Source organism: Tunturiibacter gelidiferens (assembly GCF_051013345.1).
Taxonomy (GTDB): Bacteria; Acidobacteriota; Terriglobia; order Terriglobales; family Acidobacteriaceae; genus Edaphobacter; species Edaphobacter gelidiferens_A.
Genome location: NZ_CP132939.1, coordinates 5801232 through 5815755, shown reverse-complemented (window position 1 = coordinate 5815755; position 14524 = coordinate 5801232). Strand labels below are relative to the sequence as shown.

The following is a 14524-nucleotide window of genomic DNA, read 5'->3' as shown; positions in this document are numbered from 1 at the left end:
GACTACATTATTGCAGCTGTCTCTGTGGGTTGGCTTGTGGAGCTAGCCTTCGCAACTTTCGTGTTGGTGTGGCAGGAGATGGCGGGCTGTGATCTTTGCGCTACGGTTTTATTGCGGTTTGCGTTGCTGGCAACCGGAGCTGCCTTCATCTCCTTGATAAGAGTTACCAGACGGGTAAAGGCCTGTTCGCGTGCGGTTTTATTGCCGGGAACGGTGTTGCCGGGATCTTCTCCAGCGCGCATGAAGCCATGGCCTGCGCCGTCGTAGGTGATGGGCTCGTATTTCTTTCCGGCAGCCTTCATCGCATCGATAGTAGCGGGCAGGGTTGCGCCGATCCGGGCGTCGTTGCCAGCGTAGAAGCCGTAGACGGGAGCGGTGACGGTGGTCACGTCCGACGGGCCGGGGCCATAGAAGACGAAGGCGGCGGAGAGATCTTTGCGGTGAGCAGCAAAGGCGAAGGATTTACCACCTCCCCAGCAGAAGCCCGTCACGGCGATCTTGCCGTTGGCTGCGGGCAGCTTCTTGCCGTAGTCCGCTGCGGCGTCGAGGTCGGCATTGACGACGGCGGGATCCAGGCCGGAGATGGCTTTGATGGTGGCGTCCTGATTGGGGAAGGCGTCGGAGCCGCTGCCGTTGGGGCCGAAGCCGGTGAGCAGGTCCGGAGCGATGACGATGAAGCCCTGGGCGGCTAACTCGTCGGCCATCTCTTTAGCCCAGTCGCTGAGACCAAAGATCTCGTGGATGAGAATGACGACGGGGGCCTTCGTCTTGACCTCTGGGTAGACGACAAAGGCCTGGACGGTGCGGTCGCCGTGCTTGAGAGGGACGTATTCGTGGTGGCGGGGAGAGGCTTCGAGGCGGGTCTTGGCCCAGTCCTGCGCTTGGATTGTTGATGTGAGGGGGAGGAGCAGAGCAAAGGCTAGGAGGAGCAGAGCAGGTCGGCGCATGGAAGGAGTTTAGTCCTGCCGTAAGGACTCGACAAGGCGCACGGAAAGTTTTAGTCAGTCTTTGATGGACACCTGGCCCACAGGATATGGTCCCTGAGAGAAGACTTCGTTGTGATAGCCCTTGGCTCCGACCGCTCTTGCGAGAGGACTTTGAAAATCAACCCCCGCGTTGAGGCTACTTATGACAGAGCTGAAGTCATATTGTGGCAACCATCCCAGTTCGTTACGTGCACGTTCGTTCACGTAAACCCGTTCAATACCGGGAAACATAATCCAGCCCCGATGACTGTATGTGATCTCGTAGCCCGGAACCCGCTTCCCTATGACTCCGGGTGCGTCGTCTCGGAGGCGTTCGAGATCGTCCCGGTGGAGTGGGGTTGTTGCGCTGACAATATATCTTCGGAAACCGAGATCCGGTGCGCGTTCTGCAGCCAGCAAATGTGCACTCACGACGTCTTCGATATCGACACGACGGTAGAGGTACTCGTTCGCCTTCGCATTCAAATCCGAAAAAGCTTCACGCACTTCCCGATTGTCATCCTCCTCGGGAAAGAATCGAGACGTCCTGAGCACGATGCATGGGAGATCTTGATTGCGGTGGAATAACTGACAGAGATCCTCGGCGGCTGCTTTGGTCGCGCCGTAGATGTTTTTGGGCACGGGCGTAACATCTTCCGTGATCCATGCCGCAGGAAGTCCGGGAGGGGGCACAAGAGCGTCACCAAACACGCTGGTTGTGCTTGTGTAGACAAAGGATTTCACGCCTGCGGAGACAGCAGCTTCCAGCAGATTGAGCGTGCCGGTGATATTGGTGGCGACAAACTCGTGTCGGCTATGGGTTGCAAGGTGGGGCTTGTGCAGCGTGGCAGCGTGGAAGACTACTTGCACCCCGCTCATGCAATCCGTTACGACAGACCGCTCTGATATCGAGCCGATGTGAGTCGTAAAAGGAGATTTCAAAATATCCAGTCCCACAACTTCTTGATCCAAACTGTGCAGAGTTCGAACCAGAGCCTCACCCAGGTGACCTGAACTGCCCGTGACTAGAATTTTCATAAAGTGCCGTTCGATGTAATGCCCGGGATTGGTCGGCGATGCGACTGTTTCCAACATGGTAAATGGAACTAACTAAGCTACCCGATCGCAAAACCAATCATTGAAGATCGTCACGCGGGACTCTACTGCAGTGACATGGGTTGCCGTCTGGGCTTTTATACTTTGCTGACCATGCGATTTCAATTGAGAGTGGCTACAGCGAAGGATTTGGCGGCGATCCGCGAACTGATCGAGGCTTCGGTGCGTGGGCTTCAGGTGGCGGATTATTCGGCGGCGCAGAGGGAGGGCGCGCTGGCAACAGTGTTCACGGTGGACAGCCAATTGATTGCGGACGGGACTTACTTCGTCGCGATTGCTGACTCCGGTGAGATTGCCGGGTGCGGTGGATGGAGCTTTCGGAGGACCCTGTATGGTGGAGATCACCAGGTAGAGAAGATCGCTCCAGAGAGGTTGAATCCTATGGTGGATGCGGCGAAGATTCGAGCGATCTTTGTACATCCCGATTTTGCGCGGAAAGGTGTGGGGAGTTTGATCCTAGCGGCTGCGGAGGAGGCGGCGATCGCGGAAGGGTTTACGCACTTCGAGATGGGCAGTACGTTGACGGGCGTGGGACTCTATGCTCGGAAGGGGTATTTGGAGGTGGATCGGTGGAAGGTTCCGGTAGGTGGTGGGGATACGATCGAGGTGGTGCGGATGGTAAAGCGTCTATTGCTTTGATGTTGACGTCACGCCGTGTAGTCTTCACGCAGATTAAGAGCTGGGGGAACAGATGATTGAGACGCCAATGATTGCCAAAGGTGCCGACGAGCTTTATTTGCTGCCGGGAATGACGAATCGACATGGTCTGGTGGCAGGGGCCACAGGTACGGGCAAGACCGTTACGCTGCAGGTAATGGCGGAGGTGCTGAGTTCGATTGGTGTGCCGGTGTTTGCTGCGGATGTGAAGGGAGATCTGTCGGGAATCTCGCAGGCGGGGAAGAGTTCACCAAAGTTCGATGCACGAGTGGCGGCGATGGGGCTCGGAGAGTGGAGCTTTGCGGCCTGTCCTGTAGTGTTCTGGGATGTCTTCGGGAAACAGGGACATCCTGTGAGAGCTACCGTCAGTGAGATGGGCCCTTTGCTGTTGAGCAGGATCCTTAATCTGAACGATACGCAGACGGGCGTGTTGACATTGGTTTTCAAGATCGCCGATGACAGTGGATTGCTGCTGTTAGATATGAAAGATATGCAGGCGATGCTGCAGCATGTGGGTGAAGGTGCGAAAGAGTATCAGACGCAGTATGGAAATATTTCGGCGGCGAGTATCGGCGCTATTCAGCGTGGCTTGGTGGCGTTGGAGCAGCAAGGGGGCGATCTTTTCTTCGGCGAGCCGGCGTTGAATATCGATGACTTGCTGCAAGTAGATTCCAGCGGCAAAGGTGTGGTGAATATTTTGGCGGCGGATCGGTTGCTGCAATCGCCGCAGTTGTACGCGACGTTTCTGCTTTGGTTGATGAGTGAATTGTTTGAGAAACTACCGGAGGTTGGAGATCAGGAGAAGCCGAAGCTGGTTTTTTCTTCGATGAAGCTCACCTGTTGTTTAACGATCTGCCCTCGGTTTTGCAGAATCGTATTGAGCAGGTGGTGCGGTTGATTCGGTCCAAGGGGTCGGCGTGTTTTTCGTGACGCAGAATCCAATTGATGTTCCTGATACGGTTTTGAGTCAGTTGGGCAACCGCGTTCAGCATGCGCTCCGCGCGTTTTCGCCCAGGGATCAGAAGGCAGTGAAGGCGGCGGCCCAGACGTTTCGTGCGAATCCGAAGGTGAATGTGGAGGCTGTGATTACAGAGATGGGTGTGGGGGAGGCTTTGGTCTCGTTTCTGGATGAGAAGGGGATTCCGGCGATGGTGGAACGGGCAATGGTGTGTCCGCCGCATAGCCAGATTGGGCCGATCACGCCGGAGCAGAGGGCGGAGATTATCAAAAATTCTGTACTGGCGGGGGTGTATGAGACGGTGGTAGATCGGGAGTCGGCGTATGAGCGATTGAAGGGGAAGGCTGTGGCTTCTGGGGGTGGGGCCACCGGTCCAGCGGGGTCTCCTGCGGGTTCGGGACCAGGTTGGATGGAAGCGGCTGGGACGGCGTTGGGTGGGGTGCTCGGACAGGGGAGTTCACGGCGGGGAGATACTGTGTTGCAGGCGGCGGTAAAGAGCGCGGCGCGGACGATGGGGAGTACGGTGGGGCGGCAGCTAATCCGCGGGGTGCTGGGATCGTTGCTGGGAGGATCGAAGAGGTAAGGTCGGTTACTTGGCGCAGGAGGAGCAGGTGCCGTAGACGAAGAACTCGTGGCTGGCGTACTTGAAGCCGCGGGGAGCTTGGGTCTGGACTGCATCTCGCAACCTTCGAGTTCGTGGACGGTGCCGCAGGTGTTGCATTGGAAGTGGTGGTGGTGGGCCTTGCCGGCTACCTCGTAGCGGGTGGATTGGCCGGGGACGTCCACTGGGGCAAGCCACTTGTCGTCGACCAGGCTGCCGATGTTGCGGTAGACGGTGGCGATGCTGAGCGCGTCGACCTCTTTCTGGGCGAGGACCAGAGCTTCGTCGGGAGACAAGGGGCGATTCGCCTCCAGGAAGGCGGCGCGAATAGCGTCCTTCTGGCGGGTGTTGCGAGTCTGGATGGTGGATGGCATGAACACGCTTATCGTAGCGTGTTGCGAAGATAGTCTCAACTAGCTGAGCGAGGCTGAGTGGCCCGTCCGCTGCGATGTGGCTTGCGCGGAGCGGGCCTGCGCAGCTAGATAACCTTCATAAGAAGCAGGATGAGAACGATGAGCAGGATGAGGCTGATGCCGCCGCCCCCGTAGTAGCCGAGGCCAGGTCCCAAACGATAGCCGCCAAAGCCGAACACCAGAATCAGAATGATCAAAAGGATAAGCATCTTTAGTTTTTCTCCGTTCGGCGAAGTCTCGCCAGATGGAGGGTGTGATGCAAATTTTGTTACGGACGCAATAACAATTTCTCCCGTGCGCGGCTGATTGTCACTGAGCCGAGGTCGATTTCGTTCGTTCCGCTCCCCTCCCCCTGGGGTACCTTGCAGCTAAGTGATTTACTTCCAGCAGCTTACAAACGGGGAGGGGTCTGCAAAATATTCTAAATAAGAGAGTTACGCACAAAATGCTTGTTTTGAGCAAGTTGCAGCCAGTTTTCGTCCCGTCAATCGCTCACCTCCCCTTTTCAGCCTCATCGAGGCCGCGGTCCAGCGCTGTTAACAGGATAGCGGTTTGAAGCGGGTGTATACGCCACGCGAATAGCCGCGTCTGGAGCGGGTTTTCGCGTGCAGGGGCTTGACATGAGATTTATGGGCTGTTTTCAGGTACGCTGCAGGCTATTTTTCTGGTGTTGCCGTGGAGGATCGGGATGCAGGCTGATTGCGTCGGATCTTCTGCTGGCCATCAGGTTGCGACACGCCGGGCAGTGGACGAGGTGGTCGGCGGCGTGACGGTATGCGGCCTGGAGGGCTTCTGCTGTGTCCATCTCCAGGGCGATCTCGTAGCTTGATCTGGTTCTGCCGGGGAGTTCGCACTGGCGGCGGAGCGACTCCACCAGGTTTCCTATGAGCAGCGCGCCGTCGGGACAGGAGAGGATCGACATATCGTGGCTCCTTCTTCGAAAGAGACTTGCGATAGGGGTACGACGTGGCGAGGTTCCCGGATGGGTGACTGCGGGAGTTTTCTTCTCTAAATGGGGAACGTCGGTGGGTACCCGAGCTTTTGTGGTTGGTTGAGAGGTTGAGAGGGGCCCCCGCCGTTTATGAATCAGGAATCAGGAGTGTGTTATGCTCTGCTGCATTCAGCGGCCCAAATGGAAATTCTGGTTAAGAAGGGATCAGCCATGCAGCGCAAAAGGAAGCCCACGGTTGCGATAGCCACAGCGGTGCTCGCCGTATTCACCGCCACGGGTTTTTACGCTGAGGACAAGTACTCGCTGATATCGCCGGGAGGAGTTGCGTTCTCTGACTTCAAGGGATACGAGGACTGGGCGGTGGTCTCCTCCGCCCGGACCGACGAAGTGCTCAAGGTGATCGTCGCGAATCCGATCATGATTCAGGCGTTCAAGGATGGTTTTCCGGGCAACGGCAAGCCTTTCCCGGATGGCTCCAAGATCGCGAAGCTTCAGTGGAAGCCGAAGAAGAGCACAGAGGCTCCTTTCGTGGTGGATGTGCCGGATATCTATAAACAGGCTTTCGTTATCGAGAAGGACAGCAAGAGATTTTCGAAGGACGACGGCGGATGGGGATACGCGGTGTTCAACTACGAAGCCGCATCGGACAAGTTCACGGCGGATCCCAGCCCGGTAAACTGCGGGACCAAGTGCCATGTGGCCGTGAAGGCGAAGGACTACATCTTCCATCCTTATCAGAAGCGTTGAACCACACCTGCCTCCGACATCGATTGCCCCCGGAGACTCCACCGGCCCTTCACCACCGCCTCGCTTAATCCAGATTCTTTGCGAAGTAGTTCACGGTCTTTGCCCCGTTGTACAGAACGGCTTGTCCGACTTTTTCGAAGCCCATCGCAATGTGGAACGCGTCCGATGCTGGGTTGGGTGGCTCCGAGTTCACTTCGCAGACGATCCGGTGTATTCCGGTGCGACGCGTGGCAGAAAACAAATCTTCGTAGAGTAGCCTGGCAATTCCCTGACCGCGCACAGACTCTGCGACGACGACGCGATCTATGTATACGAATGATTGATACGCGCTTTTGAACCAGGCGAAGTTGGGATTCTGGTATGGAGCGGTGTGGTCAAGCGCGATCAAGAAAGCGGTTTTGCCCTGATCTATGCCTCTCGCATAGCAAGCCATGTCAAGGAGCGTGTTGAGGTGCCCCAGGTCTAACTCGGATGTTTCCTTGGCGTGAGCATTGTTGAGTTGCAGGGTGATGCTTGCATCGAGGCTACCGAGATCTCCGTTAGTTCTCACCATCGACTGCGTACACACCTATCTACTGGCATCGGCCAGTTTCAACCGTTGACGGATGGGGCGGCGGGTCTTCTTGGGCGTTGAACTTATTGTAGATGGTCAAGAGTTGGTCGTGGGGCACCGCGGAGCCGCCTTAAGTGGTGATGAGGACTGAAGTGGTTTGTCGAGGTGATAGTGGCGATAGGAGGACCAAGGCCAGTCTTCCGGCTTTTCGACCAGGCCGCGTGTGACCGAGTTGCGGTGCATGTACTTTAGCTTTTCGATGCGCTTGTTGTGAGTGAAGACGCTGAAGTCGTAATAACGAGTCTGCCAAAAGGGACGCTCGGGTAGTCGTCTGGAGACTGAAATCTTTAGAGCTTGAAGGGTCTTCGAGAGAGGTTCGTTTGGAGGCTCATTGATGAGGAGATGAACGTGCTCGGGCATGACTACGTAGCAACTGGTAGTTCGTGCGCGTGCGTTCGAGGGAGTCGAGGAAGATCTCTTTTGAGGTTGGGGGTGTTCAGGTAGGGTTTGCGGTTGTTGCAGCTGAAGGTGATGAAGTGGTCGTCGCCTTCTTGTTGGTAGCGCTTGAGGCCGAGCGGCATGGGTGATTTTAGGGTATCGGGTTCGCGCTTCCGCGCGAATGCCCACATCTCAGAATCGAGATATGGGGCACCCGAGTTTTGTGGATTCACTTTAGATCTGGGCCACCCGCCACCCAAGTCTATGGCTCAATTTTGATCTGGGCCATCCGCCTCATCATTCGTTGCTGAGCCTTTTATGCCACCACCACCGCCGAGTGACTTGAACATCTTGCGCATCTGGAATGGTCGAGACGCTCTTTTTGGTTGGTTCTAAGCGAGGATGGTTTTAGGTTGCTTCTGAAAGATGCGATCTTTGAGGACGATCGAGGGCCGCTCGAGAAGGCGAAAACTGAGAGTCGAGATTAAGGTATTGAAAGCCAAGAAGCCAAGCATCAACAAGAGACCGCCAGGCTGCAACCATGAGATGAGGCGCAGACGATGAAAGATATGCACGAAGAGGATGATACTTGCGGCGTGCCATACGTAAAAGCCATATGAGATACGTCCGAGGTAGCGAAGGGGAGTCCACTCCAGAATAGAAACAAGCGGCGCCCCGCAGATGCATTCGATGATCATCGCCGCAGCGAGCAGATCAATGAGAGTGTATCCCCAAGTCCAGGACGCATGTCCGTTGGGCATAAGCCAGAGCAGTCCAAACCATAGGATATGCGCGTTCCACAGTAAAGAGCAGGCAACAGCGGCGGCGAGGACCACAGCGAACGGTTTTCGCAGGACCATAAGTTGAGAAATAGATAGAGTCGAAAGCACGGCGCCGGCAGCAAAGCCGTCGAGCTGATAGGGAGTGAGAAAGTATGCGTCCAGGTGTGGGTCGTGACTGGTCAGCACGAGTGTAGCCCTGAGAAGAGGAGAGAGGGCGACGACCGTCATCGCGAAGATGCGGAAGTGCTTGGTGGACATGAAAAAAACAATGAATGGCCAACCAAAGTAAAACTGCTCTTCGATAGAGAGCGACCACAGGTGAGTGCAAAGACTAAATGCATCCGTCGGGTGAAGGACACGATGAATGTTGTAGGTATAAGTGGCTAGTGACCACAGTAAAGCTCGTTGATCTCGAAATTCGGAATTTAGATAGGAGGCCACAAAAACGAAGAATAGATACGCAAAATAGAGAGGAAGTATGCGGAGCGAGCGGCGAGCATAGAAATGTTTTAGACGCTCGCTGAATGAGGCGATCTCGTCTTTCGAGCTAAGCAAGATGCCAGTAATGAGGAAACCGGAGAGAACGTAGAAGACCTGTACGCCGATCCAACCGATGGGCAGTACGCCAAGATGCCTGAGCGCGACACCAACCGCACTAAGGGCTCGAAGCCCGTCAAGGCCCGGGATACGTCTATTCATTGAGCTCATACTCTGCTTTAAGCTCTGGTCATTTCAACCGAGGCGGTTCTATCTGCCGAATTTCTGTTTGCCTTGCATTTGGCTCATCATTCGTTGCTGAGCCTTTATACCACCACCACCGCCGAGGGACTTGAACATCTTGCGCATCTGGGCGTACTGGCGGAGGAGGTTGTTTACGTCTTGCACGGAGGTTCCGCTGCCGCGGGCGATGCGCTTGCGGCGGTTGCCGTTGATGATCTCGTGGTCGAGGCGCTCTTTTTGCGTCATCGAGTTGATGATGGATTCGACGCGGGTGAACTGGCCTTCGTCTACGTTTTCGACGGCCTGCTGCATGCCGGCGAAGGGGCCGACGGAGGGAGCATCTTGAGGATGGACTTCATGGAGCCCATCTTTTTGATCTGACGGAGCTGGTCGCGGAAGTCGTCGAGAGTGAAGCCGTCGCCGGAGAGGGCTTTCTTGGCGAACTGCTCGGCTTTGCCGCGGTCGAGGGTGGATTCGGCGCGCTCGAGGAGGGTGGCGATGTCGCCGTGACCCATGATGCGGGAGACGATGCGGTCGGGGTGGAAGGGCTCGAAGGCGTCGGGCTTTTCGCCGGTGCCGAGGAACTTGATGGGTGCTCCCGTCACGTGGCGGATGGAGAGGGCAGCGCCGCCTCGTGCGTCGCCGTCCATCTTGGTGAGGATGGCGCCGGTGATGGTGAGGAGATCGTTGAAGGCCTTGGCGGAGTTGACGGCGTCCTGGCCGGTCATGGCGTCGGCGACGAAGAGGATCTCGGAGGGGTTGAGGAGCTTTTGAGCTGCGCCATCTCGTCCATCAGCGACGCGTCGATCTGGTTGCGGCCTGCGGTGTCGACGATGAGCATGTCGCAGCCGAAGTTGGCGGCTTCGCGCTTGGCCTCTTTGGCTAGGCGGAGGACGGCGTCGGTGCCGGGTTTTTCTTCGGTGAGTTTGCCCTCGTAGAGCTGGGCGGAGATGGAGCGGGCTACGATGGCGAGCTGCTCGCGGGCGGCGGGACGGTAGACGTCGACCGAGACGAGCATGGGGCGGTGGCCGGCTTTTTAGCCACTGGGCTAGCTTTCCGCTCGTCGTAGTTTTGCCGGAGCCTTGCAGGCCGGCCATGAGGATGACGCTTGGGGGCTGGGAGGCTTTCTGGAAGCGGGCGGTGTCGCGGCCGAGGAGATTCACGAGCTCGTCGTGGACGATTTTGACGATCTGCTCGGAGGGCGAGAGGGCGGTGGCGACCTTTTCGCCGATGGCGCGGGTGCGGATGTGCTCGACGAGCTCGTTGACGACGGTGAGGTTGACGTCGGACTCGAGGAGGGCGAGGCGGATCTCGCGGATGGCGTCGGAGATGTTCTCGTCGGAGATGGTGCCCTGGCCGCGGAGGGTCTTGAAGGAACGCTGGAGTTTGTCGCTTAGGTTTTCAAACATGTCTGCTACAAGTTTACAGGGAATGGCGGCGGTGGCGGAAATGCCCGCTGCGCGCGGGGCGGTCACTTCGTGATTTGTATACCCCTTCGGTTGGCGCTCCCGTTGGTCGCGATGGGATGTCTTTTGCCGACCATCGGGAGGCCGGGGCGAAGCCGGTATACACCCCACGAAGTGGGCGCTGCCCACGTAGGGCGCCTCTTGGCTTTAGTTGAGAACGCCGCCTTTGGCGAAGGTGATGGTGAGATCGACGAGGTGGGTGTCGGGGTCGGAGGAGGCGTTGTAGGTGGCGGAGTAGCCAGCGAGGGACTGGAGGGCGCTGTTGTTGTGGAGGAAGTTGGTGAGGTAGGTGGTGTCGTAGAAGTCGCCGGGATTCATGTGCCAGGCAGAGTCGAATTGCTTCTGCTGCTCGGCGGAGAGGCCGAGGGCTTTGACGCTGTGGATGTGGTATTGCGGGCCGGGGTCGACGGTGATGGTGTAGGAGACGTGGTGGCCGAGATGGTCGAAGGTGGCTGGGGCCTTGACCTTGGCGTCCTGAAAGCCTTTGGCGAAGTACGCGCCGGCGATGATCGACAGGCTTTGGCGAAGGGCTGCTTCGGAGGCCATGTCACCGGGCTTCATCTTGGCCTGTTTGTAGAAGTCGGCGGTGCTGATGATGTCGGAGCCTGGCCAGTTGAGCTGGAAGAGCTGGTAGGGCTGGCCTTCGCTGAGCGTGGCGGTGAAGGCAAGATCGATGCCGTTGGGGGTGACCTGAGGCGGGGCCTGGGTGAGGTTGAGCACGGCCATGTCGAGGTAGCCCGCGTCGTGGTAGGCGGAGGTGAGTGCGGTGGTGATGGAGGTATGGGTGGTGGTAGTGTCGAAGGGTTGATTGGTCTGGTCTTTGATTACGCTGTCGAGCCTGGGCTGCATGGCGGGAGAGGCGTGAATCAGGGTGATGGTTTGGACGCGGACCGCGGGGGACTCAATTTTGAACGCGATAGAAGATGGGGTGGCGCCTGGCTGGGCGCTGTGGGGGATGGCCACGATGCTGGCGGTGGTGCCTTTTTCGGCGACCATGGCTTTGAGGGCGGAGGCGATGGTGTCCTGGAGGTTGCCGGCGGTGGGGACTACGCCGGTGTAGAGAGGGACTCGGGCCTTGAGCGCGGTGGTGAGTTCAGTGGGAGACCACCAGACGAAGTTGGTGAAGGAGGCGCGGAGTAGATGTTCTGGCGGCATCGGCTTGAGATCGTAGACCAGGCCGGTTGCGTTGGACTCGAAGCGGATGTCGGAGAAGAGGCCGGTGTCGCTGAGGTGCTGGGCGGCGGCTTGAACATCTGCCTGGGTGGCGGTTGCGCCTGGCTGGAGGCCGCTGACTTTGAGGAGGTCTGCCTGTGAGAAGGCGGGGGCACCGGTGAAGGTGATCGGGGGCAGTTTGAAGGTCTGTGCGGAGAGTTGGAGGGTGGGGACAGAGAGGCAGAGAGCGAGGAGAGCAGGCCTGAGAGTGGTCGAGCGCATTTGAAAGGAAGATACCCCATGCCGCGATGGGAGAGAAGATCATTTTTCGAAAGAGACTTTTAGGGAAGCTTGTCCTGCCGGACGGGCTCCCTGCGCGGGAGGCGGTCACTTCGTGACTTGTGATTGCTTTGCGTGGTCCTCCCGTTGGTCGGAAGATGAAGTTGATTCCGACCAACGGGAGGACCGGGCGTCGATAACCTGCCAAGACAAGGTATACGCGTCACGAAGTGACCGCTCTCCGCGCAGGAGGCCTGTCCGGCAGGACTCCCTCGCCTTGGCAAGTGGCGGCCTTGGTGCGTGGCCAGGTTGGTTCGGGTTGTGAGTCGGCAGGCACAGAGGATTGGGGGCGGGATAATCGACTTCTATGCACGAGATTGGTCAGGCTGGCGGGAACGCGCGGACGGTGAGGGAGTTTGTGGCGTATCTGCGGGTCGAAAAGGGTCTGAGACCAGCTAGCTGCGAGGCGTATCAACGGGATCTGGAGCAGTTTGCGGAGCATGTTGAGGGACGGAATGGGTTGCTTGTGGGGGCGACCCAGGCGGATGTGAGCGGGTTTATGGAGGGGCTGCGGGGCCATGGAGTGGAGTCGCGGTCGATTGCGCGAAAGTTGAGCTGTTTGCGGGGATTCTATCGCTGGCTGCTGATGGATAAGCGGATTGCGCATGATCCGACAGTGAACGTGGAGACTCCTGCGAGTTGGAAGGTGCTGCCTAAGTCTCTGGCCGAGGGCGAGGTGGCCGAGATGCTGGAGCGGACCGGCGTTGCCGCTCGAAGTGCCGATGCGGATGGGCTGGCGCTGCGCGATCATGCGATTTTGGAGTTGCTTTATGCGGGCGGGCTGCGGGTGGGGGAGATCTGCGCGCTGCGGGTGGAGGATGTGCATCTGGACCAGGCGCGGGCGCAGGTTAGGGGCAAGGGCGATAAGGAGAGGATCGTGCCGCTGGGGCGGTCGGCGGTGGAGGCTTTGGAGAGGTATCTGGCGGTGGGAAGGCCGGGATTGGTGAAGGGCGGCCTGGAGCGGGGAAGTCATGCGGTGCAGAGGGCACTGTTTCTGAGTGTGCGCGGACATGCGCTGACACGGCAGTGGGTTTGGGAGATGGTGCGGTCGGCTTCGGGGACGGGAAGTAAGGCTAGTCCGCATATGCTGCGGCATAGCTGTGCGACGCACATGGTGGAGCATGGTGCGGATCTGAGAAGTGTGCAGACTTTGCTGGGGCATGCGGATATTGCGACGACGCAGGTTTATACGCATGTGGCGCTCGGGCATTTGAAGAAGGTGCATCGGGAGCATCATCCGCGGGGGAAGAGACGGGTGGTTTGAAGGGTTGGGTTGAAAGGTTTGGTTTGTCGGGGCGGGTGAGGGGCGTCGGGATCCTTCGCTGCGCTCAGGATGACGGCAACGACAAATGCAAAGGCAGCGGCACCTACAAAGGCAAAGACAGCGGCAAGAACAAAGGCAAGGGCAGCGGCGAAAAACAAGGCAGAGGCAGATGCAGATGCGGGATAAGGCTGACGAGATCGAGGGTTTGGCCGAAACATTTCTGGCGATGCTCACGAATGAGCGGGGTGCGTCGGAGCATACACTGCGGGCTTATGCGCGCGAGGTGAGGAGCTTTGCGGCTTATCTGAATGAGACTTTGGGGAAGGGTGCGAAGGTGGGCGCGGTGGAGCATCTGCATATTCGCGCTTACCTGGGAGCGCTGTATGAGCGGGGGCTGACCAAGGCGAGTGCGGCGCGGGCGCTGGCGGCGGTGAGGAGCTGGTTCAAGTGGCTGGCGAAGGAGGGCAAGGTGGCGCAGAATCCTGCGCTGCTGGTGAGTACGCCTAAGCTGCCGAAGCATCTGCCGCGCGTGCCGAGTATGGAAGAGGTGAATCGGGTTTTGAATTCGCTGGATGGTTCGACCGAGAAGAGGGCTGGGGGCGGTATCGTCTCCCACCCTTCGCAAGGTGCGCGAAGGATGGGGCACCCCGACGGTCGTGGCGATTCGGAGGAGGGAGATGCTTCGGCGTGGCCTGAGCGGGACCGGGTGATCTTCGAGTTGTTGTACGGGTGCGGGATTCGAAACTCGGAGCTGGTGGGGCTGAATATGGGCAGCGTGAAGTGGCGCGATGATGCTGTGCTGGTGCGTGGCAAGGGCCGAAAGGAGCGTCTGGTGCCGCTGGGAGATGAAGCTGCGGTGGCGCTACGGGCTTATCTGCCGCTGCGCGAGACGAAGCTGTTGGCGGCAGGGAAGGGCGCGCTGGTGCATGATGGGCCGTTGATGATGAACCTGCGAATGCGTGGGGATTGCAGGCTGACGACGCGGAGTGTGGGGCGGATTGTGAAGGCGATTGCGCTGAGCCGCGGGCTGGCGGCGGATGTGCATCCGCATACGCTGCGGCATGCGTTTGGGACGCACATGTTGGAGGAGGGCGCGGATTTGCGCGCAATCCAGGAGATGCTGGGGCATGAGCGGCTGTCGACGACGCAGAGGTATACGCAGCTGACTGTGGGTCAGGTGCAGAAGGTGTATGACGAGACACATCCTCGCGCCAAGTGAGATTTTCCTTCAAATAATTTTGGATTGCCGGGAGATTTTTTATTTCCTGTGGCTGTGGGCGTTTTTGCTGGGGGTTTTGCTGAAAGTGGTGTGTTGAGCGTGGTTTTTCGATGGTGAGATCGTGGTGGATTGTGGTGAGTTGGTGGTCGGTTGATGTTGTTTTTTCTGGTGGGAAAAAAGTG

General features: G+C 58.2%; 13 protein-coding genes and 3 pseudogenes. 5 read left to right on the top strand and 11 right to left on the bottom strand.

Annotated features, from left to right (window positions below; all coding sequences use genetic code 11):
* Positions 1-2: 2 nt before the first annotated feature.
* Both RBB80_RS29385 and RBB80_RS29380 read right to left on the bottom strand, forming a co-directional pair.
* Entirely contained in the window at positions 3-947 is a 945-nt protein-coding gene (locus RBB80_RS29385; protein ID WP_433965702.1) for a dienelactone hydrolase family protein, read from the bottom strand.
* Positions 948-1001: 54 nt separating this feature from the next.
* Positions 1002-2003 carry an NAD-dependent epimerase/dehydratase family protein gene (locus tag RBB80_RS29380; RefSeq protein WP_433965701.1) on the bottom strand — a complete coding sequence of 334 codons (1002 nt, stop codon included), beginning with the start codon at positions 2001-2003 and terminating at the stop codon, positions 1002-1004.
* A 135-nt stretch (positions 2004-2138) separates the two neighbouring features.
* On the opposite strand from RBB80_RS29380, the gene RBB80_RS29375 reads away from it, so the two are divergent.
* Together RBB80_RS29375 and RBB80_RS29370 are read left to right on the top strand one after the other, a co-directional pair.
* Complete coding sequence (locus RBB80_RS29375) at positions 2139-2720, top strand: GNAT family N-acetyltransferase (RefSeq protein ID WP_433965700.1); 582 nt, start codon at positions 2139-2141, stop codon at positions 2718-2720.
* Between the two features lie 52 nt (positions 2721-2772).
* Positions 2773-4279 (top strand): annotated as a pseudogene (locus tag RBB80_RS29370) (helicase HerA-like C-terminal domain-containing protein).
* A 137-nt stretch (positions 4280-4416) separates the two neighbouring features.
* On the opposite strand, the pseudogene RBB80_RS29365 reads toward RBB80_RS29370, so the two are convergent.
* The 3 genes and pseudogenes from RBB80_RS29365 to RBB80_RS29355 form a co-directional block, all read right to left on the bottom strand.
* Positions 4417-4671 (bottom strand): annotated as a pseudogene (locus tag RBB80_RS29365) (Fur family transcriptional regulator); the annotation flags it as partial.
* Positions 4672-4775: 104 nt separating this feature from the next.
* Positions 4776-4919, bottom strand: coding sequence for a DUF3309 family protein (locus RBB80_RS29360; RefSeq protein WP_433965699.1), 144 nt, complete (start codon positions 4917-4919; stop codon positions 4776-4778).
* Between the two features lie 431 nt (positions 4920-5350).
* A complete protein-coding gene (locus RBB80_RS29355; RefSeq protein ID WP_433965698.1) occupies positions 5351-5632 on the bottom strand; it encodes a hypothetical protein in 282 nt (93 codons plus the stop codon).
* 240 nt (positions 5633-5872) lie between these two features.
* Between RBB80_RS29355 and RBB80_RS29350 the strand changes: the two genes are divergently transcribed.
* The gene (locus tag RBB80_RS29350) at positions 5873-6409 is read left to right on the top strand and encodes a cytochrome P460 family protein (RefSeq protein ID WP_433965697.1); all 537 of its coding nucleotides are present in this window, start codon (positions 5873-5875) and stop codon (positions 6407-6409) included.
* A 64-nt stretch (positions 6410-6473) separates the two neighbouring features.
* On the opposite strand, the gene RBB80_RS29345 is transcribed toward RBB80_RS29350, so the two are convergent.
* The 6 genes and pseudogenes from RBB80_RS29345 to RBB80_RS29320 form a co-directional block, all read right to left on the bottom strand.
* Positions 6474-6962, bottom strand: coding sequence for a GNAT family N-acetyltransferase (locus tag RBB80_RS29345; RefSeq protein WP_433965696.1), 489 nt, complete (start codon positions 6960-6962; stop codon positions 6474-6476).
* A 96-nt stretch (positions 6963-7058) separates the two neighbouring features.
* Entirely contained in the window at positions 7059-7382 is a 324-nt protein-coding gene (locus RBB80_RS29340) for a transposase (RefSeq protein WP_433965695.1), read from the bottom strand.
* A gap of 2 nt (positions 7383-7384) precedes the next feature.
* A complete protein-coding gene (locus RBB80_RS29335; RefSeq protein WP_433965694.1) occupies positions 7385-7591 on the bottom strand; it encodes a hypothetical protein in 207 nt (68 codons plus the stop codon).
* A 201-nt stretch (positions 7592-7792) separates the two neighbouring features.
* Positions 7793-8881, bottom strand: a complete 1089-nt coding sequence (locus RBB80_RS29330) for an acyltransferase family protein (protein ID WP_433965693.1) — start codon at positions 8879-8881, stop codon at positions 7793-7795.
* 48 nt (positions 8882-8929) lie between these two features.
* Positions 8930-10311, bottom strand: a pseudogene (gene ffh / locus RBB80_RS29325) (signal recognition particle protein).
* A 204-nt stretch (positions 10312-10515) separates the two neighbouring features.
* Positions 10516-11802 (bottom strand): POTRA domain-containing protein, encoded by a 1287-nt coding sequence (locus RBB80_RS29320; RefSeq protein ID WP_433965692.1) that lies wholly within the window; start codon positions 11800-11802, stop codon positions 10516-10518.
* A 364-nt stretch (positions 11803-12166) separates the two neighbouring features.
* Between RBB80_RS29320 and RBB80_RS29315 the strand changes: the two genes are divergently transcribed.
* Both RBB80_RS29315 and RBB80_RS29310 read left to right on the top strand, forming a co-directional pair.
* Positions 12167-13123, top strand: a complete 957-nt coding sequence (locus RBB80_RS29315) for a site-specific tyrosine recombinase (RefSeq protein ID WP_433965691.1) — start codon at positions 12167-12169, stop codon at positions 13121-13123.
* 175 nt (positions 13124-13298) lie between these two features.
* A complete protein-coding gene (locus RBB80_RS29310) occupies positions 13299-14342 on the top strand; it encodes a tyrosine-type recombinase/integrase (protein WP_433965690.1) in 1044 nt (347 codons plus the stop codon).
* Positions 14343-14524: the final 182 nt, after the last annotated feature.